Genomic DNA, 21152 nt, shown 5'->3' on the forward strand with positions numbered 1-21152 from the left:
TGGTGCTCCCTTTTAATTAACTGTTTTAGCGGAGGATGCGGAAAAAATTCAACTCATTTGTTAATTTTTAAAATTTATTTTTATTTGGATAATCAAATAGTTACTCCGTATTTGCATAAAAACCATGCGAGTTACGGGCCTATAAGCCAGGCGAGATATGATCTATATCAATTTCTCATCTATAATGCTTTGTTAGTATCTCGTCGCCGACTTAATAAAGAGAGAGTTAGTGTGAAAGCTGACAACCCTTTTGATCTTTTACTTCCTGCTGCAATGGCCAAAGTGGCCGAAGAGGCAGGTGTCTATAAAGCAACGAAACATCCGCTTAAGACTTTCTATCTGGCGATTACCGCCGGTGTTTTCATCTCAATCGCATTCGTCTTCTATATCACAGCAACCACTGGCACAGGCACAATGCCCTTCGGCATGGCAAAACTGGTTGGCGGCATTTGCTTCTCTCTGGGGCTAATTCTTTGTGTTGTCTGCGGAGCCGATCTCTTTACTTCCACAGTGTTGATTGTTGTTGCCAAGGCGAGTGGGCGCATCACCTGGGGCCAGTTGGCGAAAAACTGGCTAAATGTCTATTTTGGCAACCTGGTCGGCGCACTGCTGTTTGTACTTTTAATGTGGCTTTCTGGCGAATATATGACCGCGAATGGTCAATGGGGACTAAACGTCCTACAAACCGCCGACCACAAAGTGCACCATACTTTTATTGAGGCCGTCTGTCTTGGTATCCTGGCAAACCTGATGGTATGTCTGGCAGTATGGATGAGTTATTCTGGCCGCAGCCTGATGGACAAAGCGTTTATCATGGTGCTGCCGGTCGCGATGTTTGTTGCCAGCGGTTTTGAGCACAGTATCGCAAACATGTTTATGATCCCGATGGGTATTGTAATCCGCGACTTCGCATCTCCGGAATTCTGGACCGCTGTCGGTTCTGCACCGGAAAATTTTTCTCACCTGACCGTGATGAACTTCATCACTGATAACCTGATTCCGGTTACGATCGGTAATATTATCGGCGGTGGTTTGTTGGTTGGGTTGACATACTGGGTCATTTACCTGCGTGAAAACGATCACCATTAATGGTTGTCGAAGTACGTAGTAAATAAAAAATCCACTTAAGAAGGTAGGTGTTACATGTCCGAGCTTAATGAAAAGTTAGCCACAGCCTGGGAAGGTTTTACCAAAGGTGACTGGCAGAATGAAGTAAACGTCCGTGACTTCATTCAGAAAAACTACACTCCGTACGAGGGTGACGAGTCCTTCCTGGCTGGCGCTACTGAAGCGACCACCACCCTGTGGGACAAAGTAATGGAAGGCGTTAAACTGGAAAACCGCACTCACGCGCCAGTTGACTTTGACACCGCTGTTGCTTCCACCATCACCTCTCACGACGCTGGCTACATCAACAAGCAGCTTGAGAAAATCGTTGGTCTGCAGACTGAAGCTCCGCTGAAACGTGCTCTTATCCCGTTCGGTGGTATCAAAATGATCGAAGGTTCCTGCAAAGCGTACAACCGCGAACTGGATCCGATGATCAAAAAAATCTTCACTGAATACCGTAAAACTCACAACCAGGGCGTGTTCGACGTTTACACTCCGGACATCCTGCGTTGCCGTAAATCCGGTGTTCTGACCGGTCTGCCAGATGCATATGGCCGTGGTCGTATCATCGGTGACTACCGTCGCGTTGCGCTGTACGGTATCGACTATCTGATGAAAGACAAACTGGCACAGTTCACCTCTCTGCAGGCTGATCTGGAAAACGGCGTAAACCTGGAACAGACTATCCGTCTGCGCGAAGAAATCGCTGAACAGCACCGCGCTCTGGGTCAGATGAAAGAAATGGCTGCGAAATACGGCTACGACATCTCTGGTCCGGCTACCAACGCTCAGGAAGCTATCCAGTGGACTTACTTCGGCTACCTGGCTGCTGTTAAGTCTCAGAACGGTGCTGCAATGTCCTTCGGTCGTACCTCCACCTTCCTGGATGTGTACATCGAACGTGACCTGAAAGCCGGCAAGATCACCGAACAAGAAGCGCAGGAAATGGTTGACCACCTGGTCATGAAACTGCGTATGGTTCGCTTCCTGCGTACTCCGGAGTACGATGAACTGTTCTCTGGCGACCCGATCTGGGCAACCGAATCTATCGGTGGTATGGGCCTCGACGGTCGTACCCTGGTTACCAAAAACAGCTTCCGTTTCCTGAACACCCTGTACACCATGGGTCCGTCTCCGGAACCGAACATGACCATTCTGTGGTCTGAAAAACTGCCGCTGAACTTCAAGAAATTCGCCGCTAAAGTGTCCATCGACACCTCTTCTCTGCAGTACGAGAACGATGACCTGATGCGTCCGGACTTCAACAACGATGACTACGCTATCGCTTGCTGCGTAAGCCCGATGATCGTTGGTAAACAAATGCAGTTCTTCGGTGCGCGTGCAAACCTGGCGAAAACCATGCTGTACGCAATCAACGGCGGCGTTGACGAAAAACTGAAAATGCAGGTTGGTCCGAAGTCTGAACCGATCAAAGGCGACCTCCTGAACTACGATGAAGTGATGGAGCGCATGGATCACTTCATGGACTGGCTGGCTAAACAGTACATCACTGCACTGAACATCATCCACTACATGCACGACAAGTACAGCTACGAAGCCTCTCTGATGGCGCTGCACGACCGTGACGTTATCCGCACCATGGCATGTGGTATCGCTGGTCTGTCCGTTGCTGCTGACTCCCTGTCTGCAATCAAATATGCGAAAGTTAAACCGATTCGTGACGAAGACGGTCTGGCTATCGACTTCGAAATCGAAGGCGAATACCCGCAGTTTGGTAACAACGATCCGCGTGTAGATGACCTGGCTGTTGACCTGGTAGAACGTTTCATGAAGAAAATTCAGAAACTGCACACCTACCGTGACGCTATCCCGACTCAGTCTGTTCTGACCATCACTTCTAACGTTGTGTATGGTAAGAAAACCGGTAACACCCCAGACGGTCGTCGTGCTGGCGCGCCGTTCGGACCGGGTGCTAACCCGATGCACGGCCGTGACCAGAAAGGTGCTGTAGCTTCCCTGACTTCCGTTGCTAAACTGCCGTTCGCTTACGCTAAAGATGGTATCTCTTACACCTTCTCTATCGTTCCGAACGCACTGGGTAAAGACGACGAAGTTCGTAAGACCAACCTGGCTGGTCTGATGGATGGTTACTTCCACCACGAAGCGTCCATCGAAGGTGGTCAGCACCTGAACGTTAACGTGATGAACCGTGAAATGCTGCTCGACGCGATGGAAAACCCGGAAAAATATCCGCAGCTGACCATCCGTGTATCTGGCTACGCAGTACGTTTCAACTCGCTGACTAAAGAGCAGCAGCAGGACGTTATTACTCGTACCTTCACTCAATCTATGTAATTAGATTTGACTGAAATCGTACAGTAAAAAGCGTACAATAAAGGCTCCACGAAAGTGGGGCCTTTTTTAGCAAGAGAGCCTTTTTTGTCAGCTATCTATACTTTAAGGTAACTGCCAAAACAGACTCGACGTAGCCTTCGAGCTGCGCACCAACACGGCCTCAGATGGGCCACATCTGGAGAAACACCGCAATGTCAGTTATTGGTCGCATTCACTCCTTTGAATCCTGTGGAACCGTAGACGGCCCGGGTATTCGCTTTATCACCTTTTTCCAGGGCTGCCTGATGCGCTGCCTGTATTGCCATAACCGCGACACCTGGGACACGCATGGCGGCAAAGAAGTTACCGTTGAAGATTTAATGAAAGAGGTGGTGACCTATCGCCACTTTATGAATGCTTCAGGCGGTGGCGTTACCGCATCCGGCGGTGAAGCAATCCTGCAAGCTGAATTTGTTCGTGACTGGTTCCGCGCCTGCAAAAAAGAAGGCATTCATACCTGCCTGGACACCAACGGTTTTGTTCGTCGTTACGATCCAGTGATTGATGAACTGCTGGAAGTGACCGATCTGGTAATGCTCGATCTCAAACAGATGAACGACGAGATCCACCAGAATCTGGTCGGCGTTTCCAATCATCGTACGCTGGAGTTCGCCAAATATCTGGCGAACAAAAATGTGAAAGTCTGGATCCGCTACGTTGTTGTCCCAGGCTGGTCTGACGATGACGATTCAGCGCATCGCCTCGGTGAATTTACCCGTGATATGGGCAACGTTGAGAAAATCGAACTTCTCCCCTACCACGAACTGGGCAAACACAAATGGGTGGCGATGGGTGAAGAGTACAAACTCGATGGTGTGAAACCTCCGAAGAAAGAGACTATGGAGCGTGTAAAAGGGATTCTTGAGCAGTATGGTCATAAAGTAATGTTCTAATTTCCCCGTAAAGCGGCAACTTTATTGAGTTGCCGCTTTGTTATTCCGCGCTTCATTCTGCAGAACTAACCACAATGATTAGTTCGTATTCGCTTTACGAGCCAATAGCGGGAATATCAACCCCAACCCCACCAGCACAAATGGTGTAGCGATATTCAGCGCTAGTTGGAAGGTCCACTCTGCAGTGAAGGCTTCCATTTTCGGGAAGATCCCCGTCAAACAGGCAAAAGCAGTAAAGGCAAAACACCAAATCCCGACAGTCATCGCCAGAGACTTATTACGAATAAAGACATATTCCGGCTTATATTTCTGCGCCAGGCGAACTACTGCAATAAACGCCACGAACACCCACAAATAACGCAGTGGCATCACTACTGAGTTCAAATTGAGCAGCCATTTGTAGAGATTATTCATGTCACCAATACCCAGTGTTGGCAGCATAATCAGAATCGCCACCAGCACCAGGGTCAGTAGATAACCATTAACCGGTGTACCTGAATCATTGGTCCGGCACAATCTGGCAGGAATATATTTACTATCCGCGTCACCTAATAACACTTTCAGAGGAGCATCGATGGAGAACACCAGAGCAGCGACCTGTCCCAGGGTATTTGCAATGGCGTAAATCACCATTAGGGTATTCCCCATGTTGTAATACTCGCCCAGCTTCTGAAAAGCGTAATACTGACCGTTAGTCATTAAGTCATCAGGAATATTACGCGAGTCAAACATCATCCCCATTGCGAGAGAGCCCAGAATGGCACAAACTGCAACCATCACCGCCAGGCATAGCATCCCTTTTGGAAATTCTTTTCCTGGGTTGCGCGTCTGATTAACGTAGGGAGAAATCTTCTCTGCACCACCAACCGCGAAAACCAGCATTGAAATAGTGGTAATGTAGGTAAAATCAATATGGGGAATGAACGTTTCCCAAGTAATGTTCGTGGTCGCAATATGCACTTCAGTAATCGCAGGCGCGGTTACTGCCATCGCCACATACAGGAGCGACATGATAAACATCGCAATCCCTGCCACAGAACCGACGATTTTCAGCGATTTCATACCACGTGAAGCGATCCACATAAAGAAGACAAACAGCACCAGCGTTAACCCCTGTAACGCTACGACTGAATATTCTTTGATTAACGAACCGTCACCTTTCATCGCCCAACCGAGCGCAATCAGAATGGCCTGTGGTTTTTGTGCCAAATAGGGTATATGCACCACCCAATAGGTCCACGCGGCAAGATAAGCCAATCCGGGGCCCATTGTGTGCTTAATCCAGGTACTGACTCCGCCTTTCCCATCTTTAAAAGTCGACCCCAACTGACCGACAATCAATGCATATGGTGTAAAATAGAGCGCAAATATAAACAGCCATGAAAAAACAACGACCAACCCCTGGTTGGCATAATTATTAACAACATTGCCAAATCCCCAAACCGTAATAAAAGACATCAGTGCAATGTTGTACCAGCGCAACTGTTTTTCCTGAACGTTCCCAGCCATAGTTCGATCCTTCGCTATTTTTTTAATAGATATCTGTAAAACGAGGGATTATGCGCGGCTAATAAGAAGTACGAAAATAGCGGAATGAAAAATTATAACCTGCTGCACAATTTATTTTTCCATAAATGAAATTTGGTAAAAGCAAGTTGTATAGAGGAAACAAAAAAACAGAGTGCGATACAGCATGTTCACACTCTACACTAATTCATTTACACATGAGCGACAGGTTTGGGTGTATGACCGGCGTTACGCAGCAGCATCAATAAGTAGATAAATGACACACTGGCAATCATAATAAATAACAGTTTATCGGAAAAATTCTGCATCAGTATGGCGGTAAAAGACGGACCAAGCAGACTACCGACTGTATAACTCAACAGTAAAGCCTGATTCATCGCCACCAGTTGATGATGTTCAACCTTCTCACAAGCCCAGGCCATCGCTACTGGATACAGCGTGAACCCCGCAGCACCGAGAATAAACAATGAAGGCGCCATCGCAGCCTGGCTTAACATTGCAATACTACCAAGAATGACAACAAAAACCTGAACGCGCAGTACCAGTAGACGACCAAATTTATCCGCCAGACGCCCAATAGGCCACTGCCCAAGGATTCCTGCGCTGACCAGTACAGCCATCCAGAAACCGATGCTGGCGTTATTGATCCCCTGATGGTTAAGATACAATGGCATCAGACCATACAGAGAGCCCAGGACAATCCCGGAGATAATACAGCCATTGACCCCAAGCCGTGCCTGGCGGAGTTTAAGCATTGATGTAATCGGCGTAGCCGGATGTTTTTCCGTTTGCTGATTCAGAATACGAGTAAACAACAACGGTAAGATGCCTGCCAGTATCAAACCCGTTGCCCACGGTAACACGGCCATCAGCTCAGTCGACACTTTGCTGACCAGCAACTGGCCCAGAAACGTCCCCACGTAATAGACCATCATATAAGCGGCAAGTAGTCGTCCACGATTACGTGAGGTCCCGCTGCACATCAGCGCACTTTCGACCACAACCCAAATCATGGCGCAACCAACGCCTGCGACAAAACGCCAGGTTAACCAGCTCCAGAAACCAATCATCAGGCCAAGCCCGGCACAGCCCGCCGCAAAAATAAACGAGGCCATGTAATAGCTACGATTAAATCCAAAACGTTTAATGACATACCCTGTCAGTAAAGTCCCCACCAGATTGCCGGTAAAATATGACGAACTGACGACGCCGACCTGCCATGTGGGCAAGTGCTCCTGGGCGAGCCATAGCGGCACGAGTGTATTTAACACTGCGATCGCTAAGGTCAACAAAAGCAGGCCAGACAGCAAAAGCATGACAGGCCGGGTATACGTGGACATGGATAAAAACCGTGAGGAAGTTCAAATTTTATGCGCATCATGCCACCGCTAAAAACATTGTCAATGGGGTAAAATACCCCCATAACGCAGCGGCTGTATTATCGATTGATATTACTCATTCATAACACTAATAATAAAAAGACAATTAATCTCATCTACTTGTTTTTATTGATCTAACACAAACATCATGCGCTTCGTTCAGTCGAAAAATTTCATGGTCACAGCAAACTAAGATTTCCCGTCTATGCTTTCAAGGCAACGCATCGCGCCTGAACGCTTTCAGGCGTATCACTGACTCTCGAAAGGAGAAGAGAATGACCAAACCGTATGTTCGTCTCGATAAAAATGATGCTGCTGTTTTGTTAGTTGATCACCAGGCTGGTTTGCTTTCCCTTGTGCGGGATATTGACCCCGACAAATTCAAAAATAACGTGCTGGCGCTGGGTGACTTAGCAAAATATTTCAATCTCCCCACCATTCTCACCACCAGTTTTGAAACCGGCCCTAACGGCCCATTAGTCCCCGAGCTGAAAGCACAGTTTCCGGATGCGCCTTATATTGCGCGTCCTGGAAATATTAACGCCTGGGATAACGAAGATTTTGTCAAAGCAGTTAAAGCGACAGGTAAAAAACAACTGATTATTGCAGGGGTGGTAACCGAGGTTTGCGTAGCATTCCCGGCGCTTTCGGCTATTGAAGAAGGGTTTGATGTCTTTGTGGTAACCGACGCTTCTGGAACCTTTAACGAGATTACCCGGCATTCAGCGTGGGATCGTATGTCACAAGCTGGCGCTCAATTGATGACATGGTTCGGCGTGGCTTGTGAGTTGCACCGCGACTGGCGTAACGATATTGAGGGGCTGGCGACGTTGTTCTCTAACCACATTCCTGATTATCGTAATTTGATGACCAGTTATGACACGTTAACGAAACAGAAATAAGAGATAACCGGGGCCGAAACCCCGGTTATTACACCTTAACTGGCAACGGCCATGCCAACGGTCATATGCAAACCGTAGAATACCCCGCGGCCGATTAATTCCCCTGCAAGAAGCAGGATGAATGATACGGAAAGCAGAGGCACCGCAGGCTGAAAGCCTTTCACCTGCGGTGCAATCCACATGCACAGTGCCACGGCCAAAAGCACAATCCGCCAGGACATCAGCGCACCGTAGTCAGGCACCAGTGCGGCAGCCTGTTGCACTGAACTATGAATGGTCGCCAGTTCTGCGCCCTGCATTACTGACATCACGCCACTCACCACCAGTGCCAACACGGAAATTGCAGGCAACAGACGCATCGCCCATCCATCGACGCCTGCCAGGCTCAGCAACAGGTAACCCAGCAACGGTCCGCCCATAAACATGGTCAGGAAGAAGCCCATCGGCGTCCAGATGCTGTACCAGGTCGGTACGGTATCGATGCTGTTATAGACACGCACCATCATCCAGACAAAGACCACGCCGAGAACCATCGTCACCACCAGCCAAAGCGTGCGTAATGCCGGTGACAATTTTTTCAGCATCGCCAACAACCAGCCGATTCCGCCTACGGCAAAAAAGATCGAACCGCTGGCGATTTCGTTACTCAGTGCTGAAGCCCCTACCCGGTTAAGCGAGTTAAAGGCGCGCATTGGTGAGCCAAGATGGAGCATAGAGGCGATAAACCCAATGCCCATCAGAACCCATAAGCCAAACATGCAGGCGATAACACGCTGCTGGGCTTCTGCTCGCAGATCGCCTTTGAGCAGTGCCAAAGCCAGAACGATAAAACCGCCCACCACACATTGCCCGAAGACCGTGAAGATCATCAGCGGCCATTCATGCCATCCACTTCCCATCTCACACCTCCTTCGGGTTTGCCAGATAGCCAGTGGTATCCCCGGTTGGGCGGCTATTGGCGTTAGGTTTAATCACAATATTCGGTTTGGTGAAGTGCGCACGCGGCAACGGCGCAACAGCCGCCAGATCGCCGTGTTTTTTACGCAGCTCGTCGATAGGTCCGAAATCCAGCGCCCGTAGCGGGCAAGATTCGACGCAGATCGGTTTTTTACCTTCTGCGACGCGGTCATAGCAACCATCACATTTGGTCATATGACCTTTGGTTGCGTTGTACTGCGGTGCGCCATACGGGCAGGCCATATGGCAGTAACGACAGCCAATACACACATCTTCATCGACAACGACAAAACCATCTTCACGTTTATGCATCGCACCGCTTGGGCAGACTTTGGTACAAGCCGGATCTTCGCAGTGGTTGCATGAAATCGACAAATAGTAGGCAAATACGTTTTGATGCCAGACGCCGTTATCTTCCTGCCAGTCTCCACCAGCATATTCATAAATGCGGCGGAAACTAACTTCCGGCGTCAGATCTTTGTAGTCTTTACAGGCCAGCTCGCAGGTTTTGCAACCGGTGCAACGGCTGGAATCAATAAAAAATCCATACTGGGTTGTCATCGGTTACTCCTTACACCTTTTCAACCTGAACAAGGTTCGTATGTGATGGATTCCCCTTGGCAAGAGGAGACGGACGTTGAGTGGTCAGTACGTTAATACAACCGCCCTTATCGACACGTTTCGCATCCGGGTCATACCAGGCACCTTCGCCCAATGCGACCACGCCCGGCATCATTCGTGGCGTCACTTTCGCCTCAATATGGACTTCACCACGATCGTTAAAGATCCGCACCTTATCGCCGTTGCTGATACCACGTTTTTGCGCATCAAGTGGGTTGATCCACATTTCCTGACGGCAAGCTGCTTTCAGCACGTCTACGTTACCGTAAGTCGAGTGAACACGAGATTTGTAATGGAACCCCGTAAGCTGCAGCGGATACTGTTTGTTGAGCGGATCCTGATAACTTTCAAAGCCCGGTGTATAGATCGGCAGCGGATCGATCACATCGCCTTCCGGCAATTCCCAGGTGGCGGCAATGTCAGCCAGCGCCTGTGAATAGATCTCAATTTTGCCCGATGGCGTGGTCAGTGGATTTGCCTGCGGATCTTCACGGAAGGCTTTGTAAGCGACGTGATGCCCTTGCGGATCGCGCTTTTTAAAGATCCCTTGTTTGCGGAACTCTTCAAAGGTTGGCAGTTCCGGAATCGCTTCGCGTGACTGGGCATACAGGTGACGCATCCACTCTTCCTGGGTACGACCTTCAGTAAACTGTTGCTCGACGCCAAGACGTTTTGCCAGTTCGCTGGTCATCTCATAGATAGTCTTACATTCAAAACGCGGTTTAATGACCTGGTCATTGAAAATGACGTAAGACATATTCCCGCAGGATGCATCCAGCGCAAAGTCCATCTGTTCGGAGGCAGTGCAGTCCGGCAGCAGGATGTCAGCATATTTCGCCGATGAGGTCATGTGGCAGTCGATAACCACAATCAGCTCACACTTCTTATCATCCTGGAGGATTTCATGGGTACGGTTGATTTCCGAATGCTGGTTAATCAGGCAGTTACCGGCATAGTTCCAGATCATCTTGATCGGAACATCCAGCTTATCTTTCCCGCGCACACCGTCACGCAGTGCCGTCATTTCCGGGCCACGTTCAATGGCATCGGTCCACATAAACATGGAAATGCTGGTCTGAATCGGGTTTTCCAGGGTAGGCATCCGCACAAACGGTAAGCTGTATGAACCTTCTCGCGCACCGCTGTTACCACCGTTAATACCGACGTTCCCGGTGAGGATTGCCAGCATCGAAATGGCACGCGTGGCGATTTCACCGTTGGCATGGCGCTGCGGCCCCCACCCCTGGCTGATAAATGCCGGTTTGGTGCTACCGATTTCACGAGCAAGTTTGATGATTTTATCTGCCGGGATACCGGTAATTTGCGAGGCCCATTCCGGTGTTTTGGCAACACCGTCTGGCCCATCACCCAGAATATACGCTTTGTAGTGACCATTTTTCGGCGCGCTGGCAGGCAACGTTTTTTCGTCGTAGCCGACACAATATTTGTCGAGGAATTCCTGATCAACCAGGTTTTCGGTGATCATGACATACGCCAGACCGTTAACCAGTGCCGCATCTGTTCCCGGACGAATCGGGATCCATTCATCTTCGCGTCCGGCGCCCGTATCGGTATAGCGCGGATCGATAATGATCATACGTGCATTTGATTTTTGCCGCGCCTGCTCCAGGTAATAGGTCACCCCGCCGCCGCTCATACGCGTCTCGCCAGGGTTGTTACCAAATAGCACCACCAGTTTACTATTTTCGATATCTGACGGACTGTTGCCATCGGCCCAGCCGCCATAGGTATAGTTCAAACCTTCGGCTATTTGCGCCGAGGAGTAGTCACCATAATGGTTCAGATAACCGCCGCAGCAGTTCATCAAACGCGCTACCAGAGTATTTCCCGGCGGCCAGGAACGGGTCATGGTGCCACCCAGCGTACCGGTACCATAGTTCAGATAGATGGATTCGTTACCGTACTCTTTTATCAGGCGCTGCATATTCGTGGCGATGATATCGTAGGCTTCTTCCCAACTAATACGCTCAAACTTACCTTCGCCACGAGCACCTACTCGTTTCATCGGATATTTCAGGCGGTCGGGATTGTAAACGCGGCGACGCATAGAACGCCCACGCAGGCACGCGCGCACCTGGTGCAGTCCTTCGTAATTGTCATCCCCGGTATTATCCGTTTCGACATATTTGATTTCGCCGTCCACTACATGCATACGCAGTGGACAGCGGCTGCCACAGTTAACAGTACAGGCGCTCCATATCACCTTTTCGTCTGAATTTGCCGGAGCGACACTATTAGCAGCGTGCGCAATCCGGCTAAAGGGTAATGTTAACGCGCTGCTGGCCATCGCCAGGCCGCCGATCGCTGTCGTTTTTACCAAACCACGGCGACTCACCTCAGCAGCCAATACCGCATCAGGAATTTTCGTTTTCATAATGGCTCACTCAAGCTTGCTTACGATTGATTCCAGTAACAAACCGTCTTGTGTAATTATTTTCATAGCGGCGCGCTATATAGGTTTGTATACATCGAATAATTTGAAAATCAACGGGATAGGTAGATTTTCACTCGAAAGTAGTATTGCGCTTAAGTCAGCTGTAATTATTGTTTGGTATCAAAGGGAGATAAAAAAAGCGCCCTCAGGCGCTTTTTAGATTCAGAATAGTTGGATATTAGCCGATATATTCCAGTCCGTTCATATACGGGCGCAGAACTTCTGGTACTTCAATACGACCATCAGCCTGCTGATAGTTTTCCATTACCGCAACCAGCGTACGACCAACAGCCAGACCAGAACCGTTCAGGGTATGAACCAGACGGGTTTTCTTGTCAGACTTACTGCGGCAACGTGCCTGCATACGACGCGCCTGGAAATCCCAGACGTTGGAGCAGGAAGAGATCTCGCGGTAGGTGTTCTGTGCCGGGATCCATACTTCCAGGTCGTAAGTTTTGCAAGCGCCAAAGCCCATGTCGCCAGTGCAAAGGATGATTTTGCGGTACGGCAGGCCCAGCAGTTGCAGGACTTTTTCCGCATGACCAGTCATCTCTTCAAGTGCCGCCATTGAATCTTCCGGACGCACGATCTGAACCATTTCAACTTTGTCGAACTGGTGCATACGAATCAGACCACGGGTATCACGACCATAAGAACCAGCTTCAGAACGGAAGCATGGGGTATGAGCGGTCATTTTGATCGGCAGATCATCTTCATCGATGATTTCACCGCGAACCAGGTTGGTCAGCGGAACTTCTGCAGTTGGGATCAGCGCGTAGTTACTGGTATCAGCTTCTTCTTCCAGCGGACGAGTATGGAACAGATCGCCAGCAAACTTCGGCAACTGACCCGTACCGTACAGCGTATCCTGGTTAACCAGGTACGGGACATAGTTTTCGCTATAGCCATGCTGCTCGGTGTGCAGGTCCAGCATAAACTGCGACAGTGCGCGGTGCATGCGAGCGATCTGCCCTTTCATCACCACAAAGCGCGAACCTGTCAGCTTAACCGCTGCCGCAAAGTCGAGGCCGGAGTGCATTTCACCCAGCGTCACGTGGTCACGAACTTCGAAGTCAAATTCACGCGGGGTCCCCCAGCGGCTGACTTCAACGTTGTCATTTTCATCTTTACCAACCGGCACTTCATCTGCAGGCAGGTTAGGGATTGTCAGCGCGATATCGCGAATTTCAGCCTGTAAAGCATCCAGCTCGGCTTTTGCTGCATCCAGCTCTTCGCCCAGTTTGTTCACTTCCAGACGTAAAGGCTCGATATCTTCCCCGCGCGCTTTCGCCTGGCCGATGGATTTCGATCGAGAGTTACGCTCTGCTTGCAGGTTTTCCGTTTTGACCTGCAATACTTTACGACGCTCTTCAAGAGCGCCCAGCTTATCTACATCCAGCTTAAAGCCCCGGCGTGCCAGTTTTTCAGCGACTGCGTCTGGCTCATTACGCAGCAGATTGGGATCGAGCATGCTTATCCTGTGCTTATCGAATTAAATGGGAGATGTGGCCACAGCCTGCGACCACAGGGATACAGTAACAACATTACCGCAACGATAACATTAACGGTAGCGTTTTATGGGGCTATTTTGATCCTGTTCAGCCAGCCAGGCGAGCTTTTCGCCAATCTTGCCTTCAAGGCCTCTGTTTGTCGGGAAATAATAGCGCGTTTGTGCTATTTCCGGCGGGAAGTAAACCTCACCGGCAGCATAAGCGTTTGCTTCATCGTGGGCGTAACGATATTCCTGACCGTAGCCCATTTCCTTCATCAGTTTGGTTGGCGCATTACGCAGGTGTACCGGCACGTCATAATCCGGACGTTCACGGGCATCAGCTAACGCGGCTTTAAACGCGGTGTAGACAGCGTTACTTTTTGGCGCACACGCGAGATAAACAATCGCCTGGGCAATGGCGCGTTCACCTTCTGCCGGACCTACGCGGGTAAAGCAATCCCAGGCAGCAATCGCCACCTGCATCGCCCGCGGATCGGCGTTACCGATATCTTCTGAAGCAATCGCCAGGCAGCGACGTGCGACATATAACGGATCACCGCCCGCAGTAATAATCCGCGCATACCAGTACAGCGCCGCATCAGGTGCGCTACCGCGTACCGATTTATGCAGCGCGGAAATCAGATCGTAAAAGCGATCACCTTTGTTATCAAAACGAGCGCTACGCTCACCTGCAATTTCGGTGAGTAACTCAGGCTTCAGGACACGTTTGCCGCTGTCATCGACTTCGGCCATATCCGCCATCATTTCCAGCGTATTTAACGCCCGGCGCGCGTCGCCATTCACCAGTTCAGCAATCGCGCGGCGTGTTTCATCTGGCAGAACAATATCCTGCCCACCGTAGCCGCGGGTTTTGTCTTCCATCGCCTGAGTCAGTACTTGCTCTATATCCTCGGTGGTCAGGGATTTGAGCAAATAGACACGAGCACGGGAAAGTAGCGCCGAATTAAGCTCAAACGACGGGTTTTCAGTGGTTGCGCCAATAAACGTGATGGTGCCATCTTCAATGTGCGGCAGAAACGCATCCTGTTGGCTTTTATTAAAGCGATGCACTTCATCGACAAACAAAATGGTACGGCGGCCGGCATTGCGGTTTTGCCGCGCGCGCTCTATCGCTTCGCGAATTTCTTTCACGCCAGAAGTGACAGCAGAAATACGTTCCACATCAGCATTTGCATAGCGGGCGATCACTTCCGCAAGGGTAGTTTTACCGGTACCTGGCGGCCCCCAGAGGATCATGGAATGCAGATGTCCGGCTTCGATAGCCCGCGGCAACGGCTTCCCCGCAGCCAGCAAATGTTGCTGACCGATATACTGTGCTAAATTTTCTGGCCGCATACGTGCGGCCAGAGGTTGAAAAGTATTATCCGAAAAATCGAGCGACAGATTGCTCACTCAGGTGCCTCTACTTACGTTGATCATCTACCGTTACGCCTTGCGGCGGGGTGAAGGTAAATTTCGCTGCATCCACAGCCCCATTTTGCTGGGATTTCAGCTGATAACTGCTGCGTTGATCGTCCTGTTCCACCGCGCTGAATTGATGGATGGTGCCATCACGGCCCACGTTAATAGTGAACTGCTTCAGATTGCCATTGCTGGCTTTCGGCGTCAGGACAAAATCATCGCCGTTCTGTTTGATGTTGTACTGCTGCCAGTCGCTGGACTGGTTACGTGCGATCAGCATAAATGGCGTATTCCCGGTGGCATCTTTCAGCCAGGTCGCCGTAGCCTGTTCAACAAACGGGTTATAGAACCACAGTGTTTTACCATCAGAAACCAGAATGCTTTCATCAGGTTGCGTCATATGCCAGTTGAACAAATTAGGGCGTTTGACCCACAGATCGCCCTGACCTTCCTGCACCGCCGCGCCGCTACCGTCAGTCACTTTTTGTGTGAAGCTGGCGTGGAAGCTGCTGACTTTATCCAGACGGCTTTTCAGATCGCTTGCGGCATCAGCCCAAACACTGGACGCCACTAAACTTGAGAGTAATGCACAGGTGATGGCAATTTTTTTCATCATTGTTCCTCAAATTACGTCACTCCCGATCGGGAGTTCCCTCTACTCTCTATTCCAGGCTAATAATCAGCTTGAGGAAAGAAGAAAATACTGAATTTTCAGTTGATAGAGTGCCGGATGCGACACTATCGCGTCTTATCCGGCCTACGATGCACTAATTAGTCAAACGGTGGCGGAGCCAGTACTTCACGATTACCGTTGTGACCCTGTTCGCTGACGATCCCTTGCGCTTCCATCTGTTCAACAATGCGTGCAGCACGGTTGTAACCGATGCGGAACTGACGCTGAACACCAGAAATAGACGCTTTGCGTTTTTCAGTGACAAACGCCACCGCCTGATCGAATAGCGGATCCAGTTCTTCAGCACCGTCGAAACCACCAGCTCCGCCTTCGCTTTCGCTGTCGGAGGTGATGCCATCTACATACTGCGGACGACCACGCGCTTTCCAGTCCTGCACCACAGCATGAACTTCCTGATCGCGAACAAAAGCACCATGGACACGTACCGGCATGGTTGAGTTCGGCCCGGAGTAAAGCATATCCCCCATACCAAGCAGTGATTCCGCGCCAGCCTGATCAAGAATGGTACGTGAGTCGATCTTGCTGGATACAGTAAAGGCGATACGGGTTGGAATGTTCGCTTTAATCAGCCCCGTAATAACATCCACCGAAGGGCGCTGCGTTGCCAGCACGAGGTGAATACCTGCGGCACGGGCTTTTTGCGCCAGACGCGCAATCAACTCTTCCACTTTTTTACCTACCGTCATCATCAGGTCGGCAAATTCATCCACCAGCACTACAATGTACGGCTCTTTTTTCAGCACTGGATGCTGCGCATCCATACTGTCACCTGGCTTCCAGTACGGGTCTGGAATCGGACGCATCATTCGGTCCGCTTCAGCAATTTTTTCGTTATACCCCGCAAGATTACGCACTCCCAGTGCCGACATCAGCTTATAACGGCGTTCCATTTCATTTACGCACCAGCGCAGAGCGTTGGCAGCATCTTTCATGTCTGTTACGACTTCCGTTAACAGATGCGGGATACCTTCATAAACCGAAAGCTCCAGCATTTTCGGGTCGATCATAATGAAACGAACATCTTCCGGCTGCGCTTTATAGAGCATGCTCAGGATCATGGCGTTTACACCCACCGACTTACCGGAACCAGTGGTCCCCGCAACCAGCAAGTGAGGCATTTTAGCCAGATCGGCTACGACCGGATCGCCTGCGATATCTTTACCCAAAACAATCGTCAGCGGCGATGGGTTATCACGGAACTTCGCGTTATCCAGCACTTCGCGCAGATAAACGGTTTGTCGTTTTTTGTTCGGCAACTCCAGACCTACGTAAGGTTTACCAGGAATGACTTCAACCACACGCACCGCCACGGTCGACAATGAACGGGCAAGGTCGCGTGACAGGTTAGAAATACGTGCGGCTTTTACGCCCGGCGCCAGGTTCAACTCAAAACGGGTGATTACAGGTCCTGGTGAATAATTGACCACATCAGCTTTAATGCGGAAATCGGCCAGCCGTGCTTCTACCAGACGCGCCATTTGCTCAAGCGCAAAGGTATCTACTGGCTCAACTTCGCTTGGCGGTGGTGTCAGCAAATCCAGCGAGGGTAGTGGCGTCGTTGGTTTATGCAACGGACGGCTATCACCGTTGCGCATTAACAACGGATGAAGCAGGGTATCCTGCGGCTGTGGTGCTACCGGTTGCTGCGGCTGCTGATATTGCGGCTGTGGCGCTACCGGTTGCTGCGGCTGCTGATATTGCGGCTGCGGCGCTACCGGTTGCTGCGGCTGCTGATATTGCGGCTGCGGCGCTACTGGCTGCTGCGGCTGTTGATACTGCGGCTGCGGTGCCACCGGTTGTTGCGGCTGCAGATACTGCTGCTGCGGCGCTACCGGTTGCTGTGGCTGCTGATACTGCTGCTGCGGCGCTACCGGTTGCTGTGGTTCAACAATGGGCGTAAACAGTGGCTCGTGTGGGCCATCATCCACCAACGCTTTCATCGGTGAAAATTCAAAATCATTCAGCGAGAATGGATTTGCTCCCGCAGGTTGTTCACCGGAATAACGTTGCTGCTGAGTCTGGGCAAACTGACGAGCCAGTTCAGCCTCCGCCGCTGTATCTTCATCTTCAGGGTTAACTGGCGCATCATGCTGATACTGTTCACCATAGCGTTGCTGCTGTGCCTGGGCAAACTGACGTGCCAACTCATCTTGCTGCATCGCATCGATTTCATCATCGTTATACTGATCGCCAGAATCGTATTGATTGCGCTGCGCTTCGCGAGCTTTCTCTTCGGCGGCTCGTTGTGAAGGTAGTTTAATGCCATACGATGCCAGTTCACGACGAGTCGGAACACGAATACGCTTTGGTCGTGGCAACTGCGGGCCTATCCCCTCTTTCACTTGTGGTCGAGGTCCACCGCTATTTGCCAGGCTAAAAACAGGTGCAGCAACCGTTGCTGCGGCCCCCGTCGCCAGAGTCGCTTTCTTCACGCCCGATGCCAGCGGCGAAACACCAGCCACGGCTTCTACCGGAGGGACTGCGGCAGCAGTCGGCGATGACTGAACAGATTTAGCTGACTGAACAGGTCTAACAGGCTCAGGTTCTTTAACTGGTTCAGGAATAGGCTGATACCAGGCGGCGAGCTGCTCACGTTCGCGCGCACGCTTCTCTTCAACTTCTTCAAAGTAGTAAAGCGGCGGACGCGCAGGTTTTGTTTCTTCAACAACCGGTTCAGGTTCTACAACAGGCGGCTGTTCAACCGGTTGCGGCTGTTGACGCAACGTCTCCTGAACGGCTGGCTGCTGGTAGGTTTGCTCAGGCTGGTATGTAGACTGCGCCGCAAAAGTGGATTGTGTCCCCTCGGCTTGCCACGCGTTATCAGCCACTGGTTGTTCAGGCACTGGCGCATAATATGGTTGTTGAACAGGTTGTTCCGCAACAGGCGCATAATACGGCTGCTGAACCGGCTGTTCAGGCACTGGTGCATAATATGGTTGTTGAACAGGTTGTTCCGCAACAGGCGCATAATATGGCTGCTGAACCGACTGTTCAGGCACTGGCGCATAATATGGTTGTTGAACAGGTTGTTCCGCAGCAGGCGCATAATATGGCTGCTGTGACTGCACAGGTTGTTGCGGATAACCTTCCGGCGCTGGGGCAATGACCGAATCGCCCGTTTGCGGCCTTGGCGCAGGCTGCCAGGCAACAGCAGGTTGAGCAGGTGGAACATCAACCGACGCAACAGGCGGCGTCTGAGTAACAGGTTCAACCGGAGCTGCCCAGCTTTGCGTCGCCGTGGTAGCAGCAGCTACCGCAGCAACAGGTTCGGTAATTGGTGCACCGTTTAATAATGGATCGTATTCGTCATATTCTGGCTGCGTTGCACGGTTGCCCGAAAAGAGGACATCATCAGGATCAGCGGCTACGCCGCGCGCAGTGTAGGTAATGTCGTCTTCATCATCCATCCGCTTACCGGAGAACAATGCAGCGTCTGTTTGCCGCCCCATCGGATTGATGAATTTTTCCGCCAGACGTTTACGACGCGCTAACGCGCCACGAAGAATACGAGCACGGCGCGATTCATGCTGTTTGCCGTTTTTTTCGTCTTCATACTCTTCGTCGTCTTCATACTCTTCTTCATCAACCCAGGTATCATCGCGACGAGTGCGGTTACTGGCGAAAGTGAGGATGTTTAAAATCCAGCCCCCCAGTTTTTCGGCAATGGTCACCCAGGACCAGCCGGTAAACAGCGTCAGGCCAGCCGCCCAAACACAGAGCAGCGCAATGGTCCCGCCACTGCTGTGCAACAGCGGCTGCAGCGTAGTGCTTAATAAACTACCGATTACACCACCGGAGGCAAAATACCAGATGTCGTCCGCGTTGATTGCCGCAAGGCCACAGGACGTAAGGATAAGCGCCAGCACGCCAATAATTCTTAGCGAAACGGCGAAATAGTCAACGTACTCATCGCTGGACTGATGACGCCAGGCAAACCAACAGCCGCCAACAATAATGACCGGGATGGTGTAAGCCATCACGCCAAAAATGAAGAACAGCGTATCTGCCAGCCACGCGCCAGGCGTCCCGCCTAAATTATGGATAGGCTCATGCCAGGCCGTTTGCGACCAGCTGGGGTCCGAAGGGTTAAAGCTTAATAAGGCTGCCATCAACCAGACGGCAAACAGGACAATAAGAATCAGCAACGCCTCCAGAAGTCGGCGCCCGCTGCTTAACTTTGTCAATGTGACTTCTTTGTCTTCAGTGTATTCCTGGCTCAAGAAAGGCTCTCCAGGTTACAGGCTTTTCCTGCCCGATGCTAAAACGGACAACAGCACCAGGTTACCCCAGTACTGTTGCTGTATGGATTAACAGGAGTGTAATCAAAATACGCCTATTTTGCACCTGTTCCGTGTTAGCGCGTCTTAATAACCAGACGATTACTCTGCTTGACTTCTTCCATAACAACGTATGTCCGTGTGTCATTGACGCCAGGCAGACGCAGCAGGGTTTCCCCTAGCAGCTTACGATAAGCTGACATATCCGGCACGCGTGTTTTCAACAGGTAGTCGAAATCACCGGATACTAAATGACACTCCTGAATTTCTTCAAGTTTTTGCACAGCAGTATTGAATTGTTCAAACACATCCGGAGCGCCACGATTCAGAGTAATCTCAACGAATACCAGAAGTGATGCATCCAGATAATGCGGGTTCAACAGCGCCGTATAGCCCTGAATAAACCCTTGTCTTTCCAGCCGACGCACACGCTCAAGGCACGGCGTTGGGGAAAGTCCCACACGTTTAGAAAGCTCGACGTTAGAAATACGCCCATCCTTTTGCAACTCATTAAGAATGTTACGATCGATACGGTCGAGATCTTTGCCAGGGCGCTTCTTGCTATCTACCATTATTATTGTCTCTCTGTATTCCTTCCCTACTCCTGTCTGACCCTGAAGACATCACTGTTCAGAGTCGCTACCTGTCACGATAGACCGAAATCATTAAGATTCACGGCTCGCAATGCCTGGGTCTACGGTGAGAAGACCGTTGCCTTGAGGCAGCTATCGACATCACGAATGGCGTCTGTCCACGCCATGCGTAGATTTCACTAGCACGGTAAACATGGTATTTACATGCATGATTATGCGCACATAACAATACTGTTTTTTTCTTCCTCGAATGTTTTCGCAAAACACCAGGTGATTGTCAAAGCAAAACATCGTTTTTTAGTACAACATGCCAGTTATTCATTAACAGTGACGTTTAATCATCATTTAATCGGCTTATAAACCGGAAAAATTAAGTAGCAGACGTGATAATGACGGGAGAATTTGACACGATTATCGCTTTTGACGATTGCACAAATCGTTAACAAAATCGTCATACTCTTTTTTTACGTCTGTA

The 21152-nt window shown here is 50.4% G+C and carries 14 protein-coding genes; 4 read left to right on the top strand and 10 right to left on the bottom strand.

What is annotated here, in order from left to right:
- The first annotated feature begins 231 nt into the window (after positions 1–231).
- The 3 genes from focA to pflA all read left to right on the top strand — a co-directional run bounded on the left by focA (position 232) and on the right by pflA (position 4358).
- Positions 232–1089 carry a formate transporter FocA gene (focA, locus tag FEK42_RS14210; RefSeq protein ID WP_000642546.1) on the top strand — a complete coding sequence of 286 codons (858 nt, stop codon included), beginning with the start codon at positions 232–234 and terminating at the stop codon, positions 1087–1089.
- 54 nt (positions 1090–1143) lie between these two features.
- Positions 1144–3426, top strand: coding sequence for a formate C-acetyltransferase (gene pflB, locus FEK42_RS14215; RefSeq protein WP_001292820.1), 2283 nt, complete (start codon positions 1144–1146; stop codon positions 3424–3426).
- A gap of 191 nt (positions 3427–3617) precedes the next feature.
- Positions 3618–4358: a pyruvate formate lyase 1-activating protein gene (gene pflA / locus FEK42_RS14220; protein WP_000111043.1), complete on the top strand. Its 741-nt coding sequence runs from the start codon at positions 3618–3620 to the stop codon at positions 4356–4358.
- Positions 4359–4436: 78 nt separating this feature from the next.
- Here pflA and FEK42_RS14225 read toward each other — a convergent pair whose 3' ends face one another.
- Together FEK42_RS14225 and FEK42_RS14230 are read right to left on the bottom strand one after the other, a co-directional pair.
- Positions 4437–5867 (bottom strand): amino acid permease, encoded by a 1431-nt coding sequence (locus FEK42_RS14225; RefSeq protein WP_130260772.1) that lies wholly within the window; start codon positions 5865–5867, stop codon positions 4437–4439.
- A gap of 209 nt (positions 5868–6076) precedes the next feature.
- A complete protein-coding gene (locus tag FEK42_RS14230; RefSeq protein WP_130205293.1) occupies positions 6077–7225 on the bottom strand; it encodes an MFS transporter in 1149 nt (382 codons plus the stop codon).
- A gap of 314 nt (positions 7226–7539) precedes the next feature.
- On the opposite strand from FEK42_RS14230, the gene ycaC reads away from it, so the two are divergent.
- Complete coding sequence (gene ycaC, locus FEK42_RS14235) at positions 7540–8166, top strand: isochorismate family cysteine hydrolase YcaC (RefSeq protein WP_012133028.1); 627 nt, start codon at positions 7540–7542, stop codon at positions 8164–8166.
- 35 nt (positions 8167–8201) lie between these two features.
- On the opposite strand, the gene dmsC is transcribed toward ycaC, so the two are convergent.
- From dmsC to lrp, 8 genes are all read right to left on the bottom strand, one after another.
- The gene (gene dmsC, locus FEK42_RS14240; RefSeq protein ID WP_135406303.1) at positions 8202–9065 is read right to left on the bottom strand and encodes a dimethyl sulfoxide reductase anchor subunit DmsC; all 864 of its coding nucleotides are present in this window, start codon (positions 9063–9065) and stop codon (positions 8202–8204) included.
- Position 9066: 1 nt separating this feature from the next.
- Positions 9067–9684 carry a dimethylsulfoxide reductase iron-sulfur subunit DmsB gene (dmsB, locus tag FEK42_RS14245; protein ID WP_000213094.1) on the bottom strand — a complete coding sequence of 206 codons (618 nt, stop codon included), beginning with the start codon at positions 9682–9684 and terminating at the stop codon, positions 9067–9069.
- A gap of 10 nt (positions 9685–9694) precedes the next feature.
- Complete coding sequence (gene dmsA / locus FEK42_RS14250) at positions 9695–12139, bottom strand: dimethylsulfoxide reductase subunit A (RefSeq protein ID WP_130215687.1); 2445 nt, start codon at positions 12137–12139, stop codon at positions 9695–9697.
- A gap of 238 nt (positions 12140–12377) precedes the next feature.
- Positions 12378–13670 carry a serine--tRNA ligase gene (serS, locus tag FEK42_RS14255; RefSeq protein ID WP_000886683.1) on the bottom strand — a complete coding sequence of 431 codons (1293 nt, stop codon included), beginning with the start codon at positions 13668–13670 and terminating at the stop codon, positions 12378–12380.
- Positions 13671–13760: 90 nt separating this feature from the next.
- Positions 13761–15104 (bottom strand): replication-associated recombination protein RarA, encoded by a 1344-nt coding sequence (rarA, locus tag FEK42_RS14260; RefSeq protein ID WP_130205287.1) that lies wholly within the window; start codon positions 15102–15104, stop codon positions 13761–13763.
- Between the two features lie 10 nt (positions 15105–15114).
- Complete coding sequence (gene lolA / locus FEK42_RS14265) at positions 15115–15726, bottom strand: outer membrane lipoprotein chaperone LolA (RefSeq protein ID WP_001295343.1); 612 nt, start codon at positions 15724–15726, stop codon at positions 15115–15117.
- Between the two features lie 158 nt (positions 15727–15884).
- Entirely contained in the window at positions 15885–20027 is a 4143-nt protein-coding gene (gene ftsK / locus FEK42_RS14270) for a DNA translocase FtsK (RefSeq protein WP_138211870.1), read from the bottom strand.
- 134 nt (positions 20028–20161) lie between these two features.
- Positions 20162–20656 carry a leucine-responsive transcriptional regulator Lrp gene (lrp, locus tag FEK42_RS14275; RefSeq protein WP_000228473.1) on the bottom strand — a complete coding sequence of 165 codons (495 nt, stop codon included), beginning with the start codon at positions 20654–20656 and terminating at the stop codon, positions 20162–20164.
- Positions 20657–21152: the final 496 nt, after the last annotated feature.

This window comes from Escherichia sp. E2748, assembly GCF_005781125.1.
Lineage (GTDB): Bacteria > Pseudomonadota > Gammaproteobacteria > Enterobacterales > Enterobacteriaceae > Escherichia.

Excerpts from the sequence above, each read along its gene's own strand:
- pflB (WP_001292820.1), top strand. The coding sequence starts at position 1,144 with ATGTCCGAGCTTAATGAAAAGTTAGCCACAGCCTGGGAAGGTTTTACC.
- pflA (WP_000111043.1), top strand. The coding sequence starts at position 3,618 with ATGTCAGTTATTGGTCGCATTCACTCCTTTGAATCCTGTGGAACCGTA.
- FEK42_RS14225 (WP_130260772.1), bottom strand. The coding sequence starts at position 5,867 with ATGGCTGGGAACGTTCAGGAAAAACAGTTGCGCTGGTACAACATTGCA.
- FEK42_RS14230 (WP_130205293.1), bottom strand. The coding sequence starts at position 7,225 with ATGTCCACGTATACCCGGCCTGTCATGCTTTTGCTGTCTGGCCTGCTT.
- ycaC (WP_012133028.1), top strand. The coding sequence starts at position 7,540 with ATGACCAAACCGTATGTTCGTCTCGATAAAAATGATGCTGCTGTTTTG.
- dmsC (WP_135406303.1), bottom strand. The coding sequence starts at position 9,065 with ATGGGAAGTGGATGGCATGAATGGCCGCTGATGATCTTCACGGTCTTC.
- dmsB (WP_000213094.1), bottom strand. The coding sequence starts at position 9,684 with ATGACAACCCAGTATGGATTTTTTATTGATTCCAGCCGTTGCACCGGT.
- dmsA (WP_130215687.1), bottom strand. The coding sequence starts at position 12,139 with ATGAAAACGAAAATTCCTGATGCGGTATTGGCTGCTGAGGTGAGTCGC.
- serS (WP_000886683.1), bottom strand. The coding sequence starts at position 13,670 with ATGCTCGATCCCAATCTGCTGCGTAATGAGCCAGACGCAGTCGCTGAA.
- lolA (WP_001295343.1), bottom strand. The coding sequence starts at position 15,726 with ATGAAAAAAATTGCCATCACCTGTGCATTACTCTCAAGTTTAGTGGCG.
- lrp (WP_000228473.1), bottom strand. The coding sequence starts at position 20,656 with ATGGTAGATAGCAAGAAGCGCCCTGGCAAAGATCTCGACCGTATCGAT.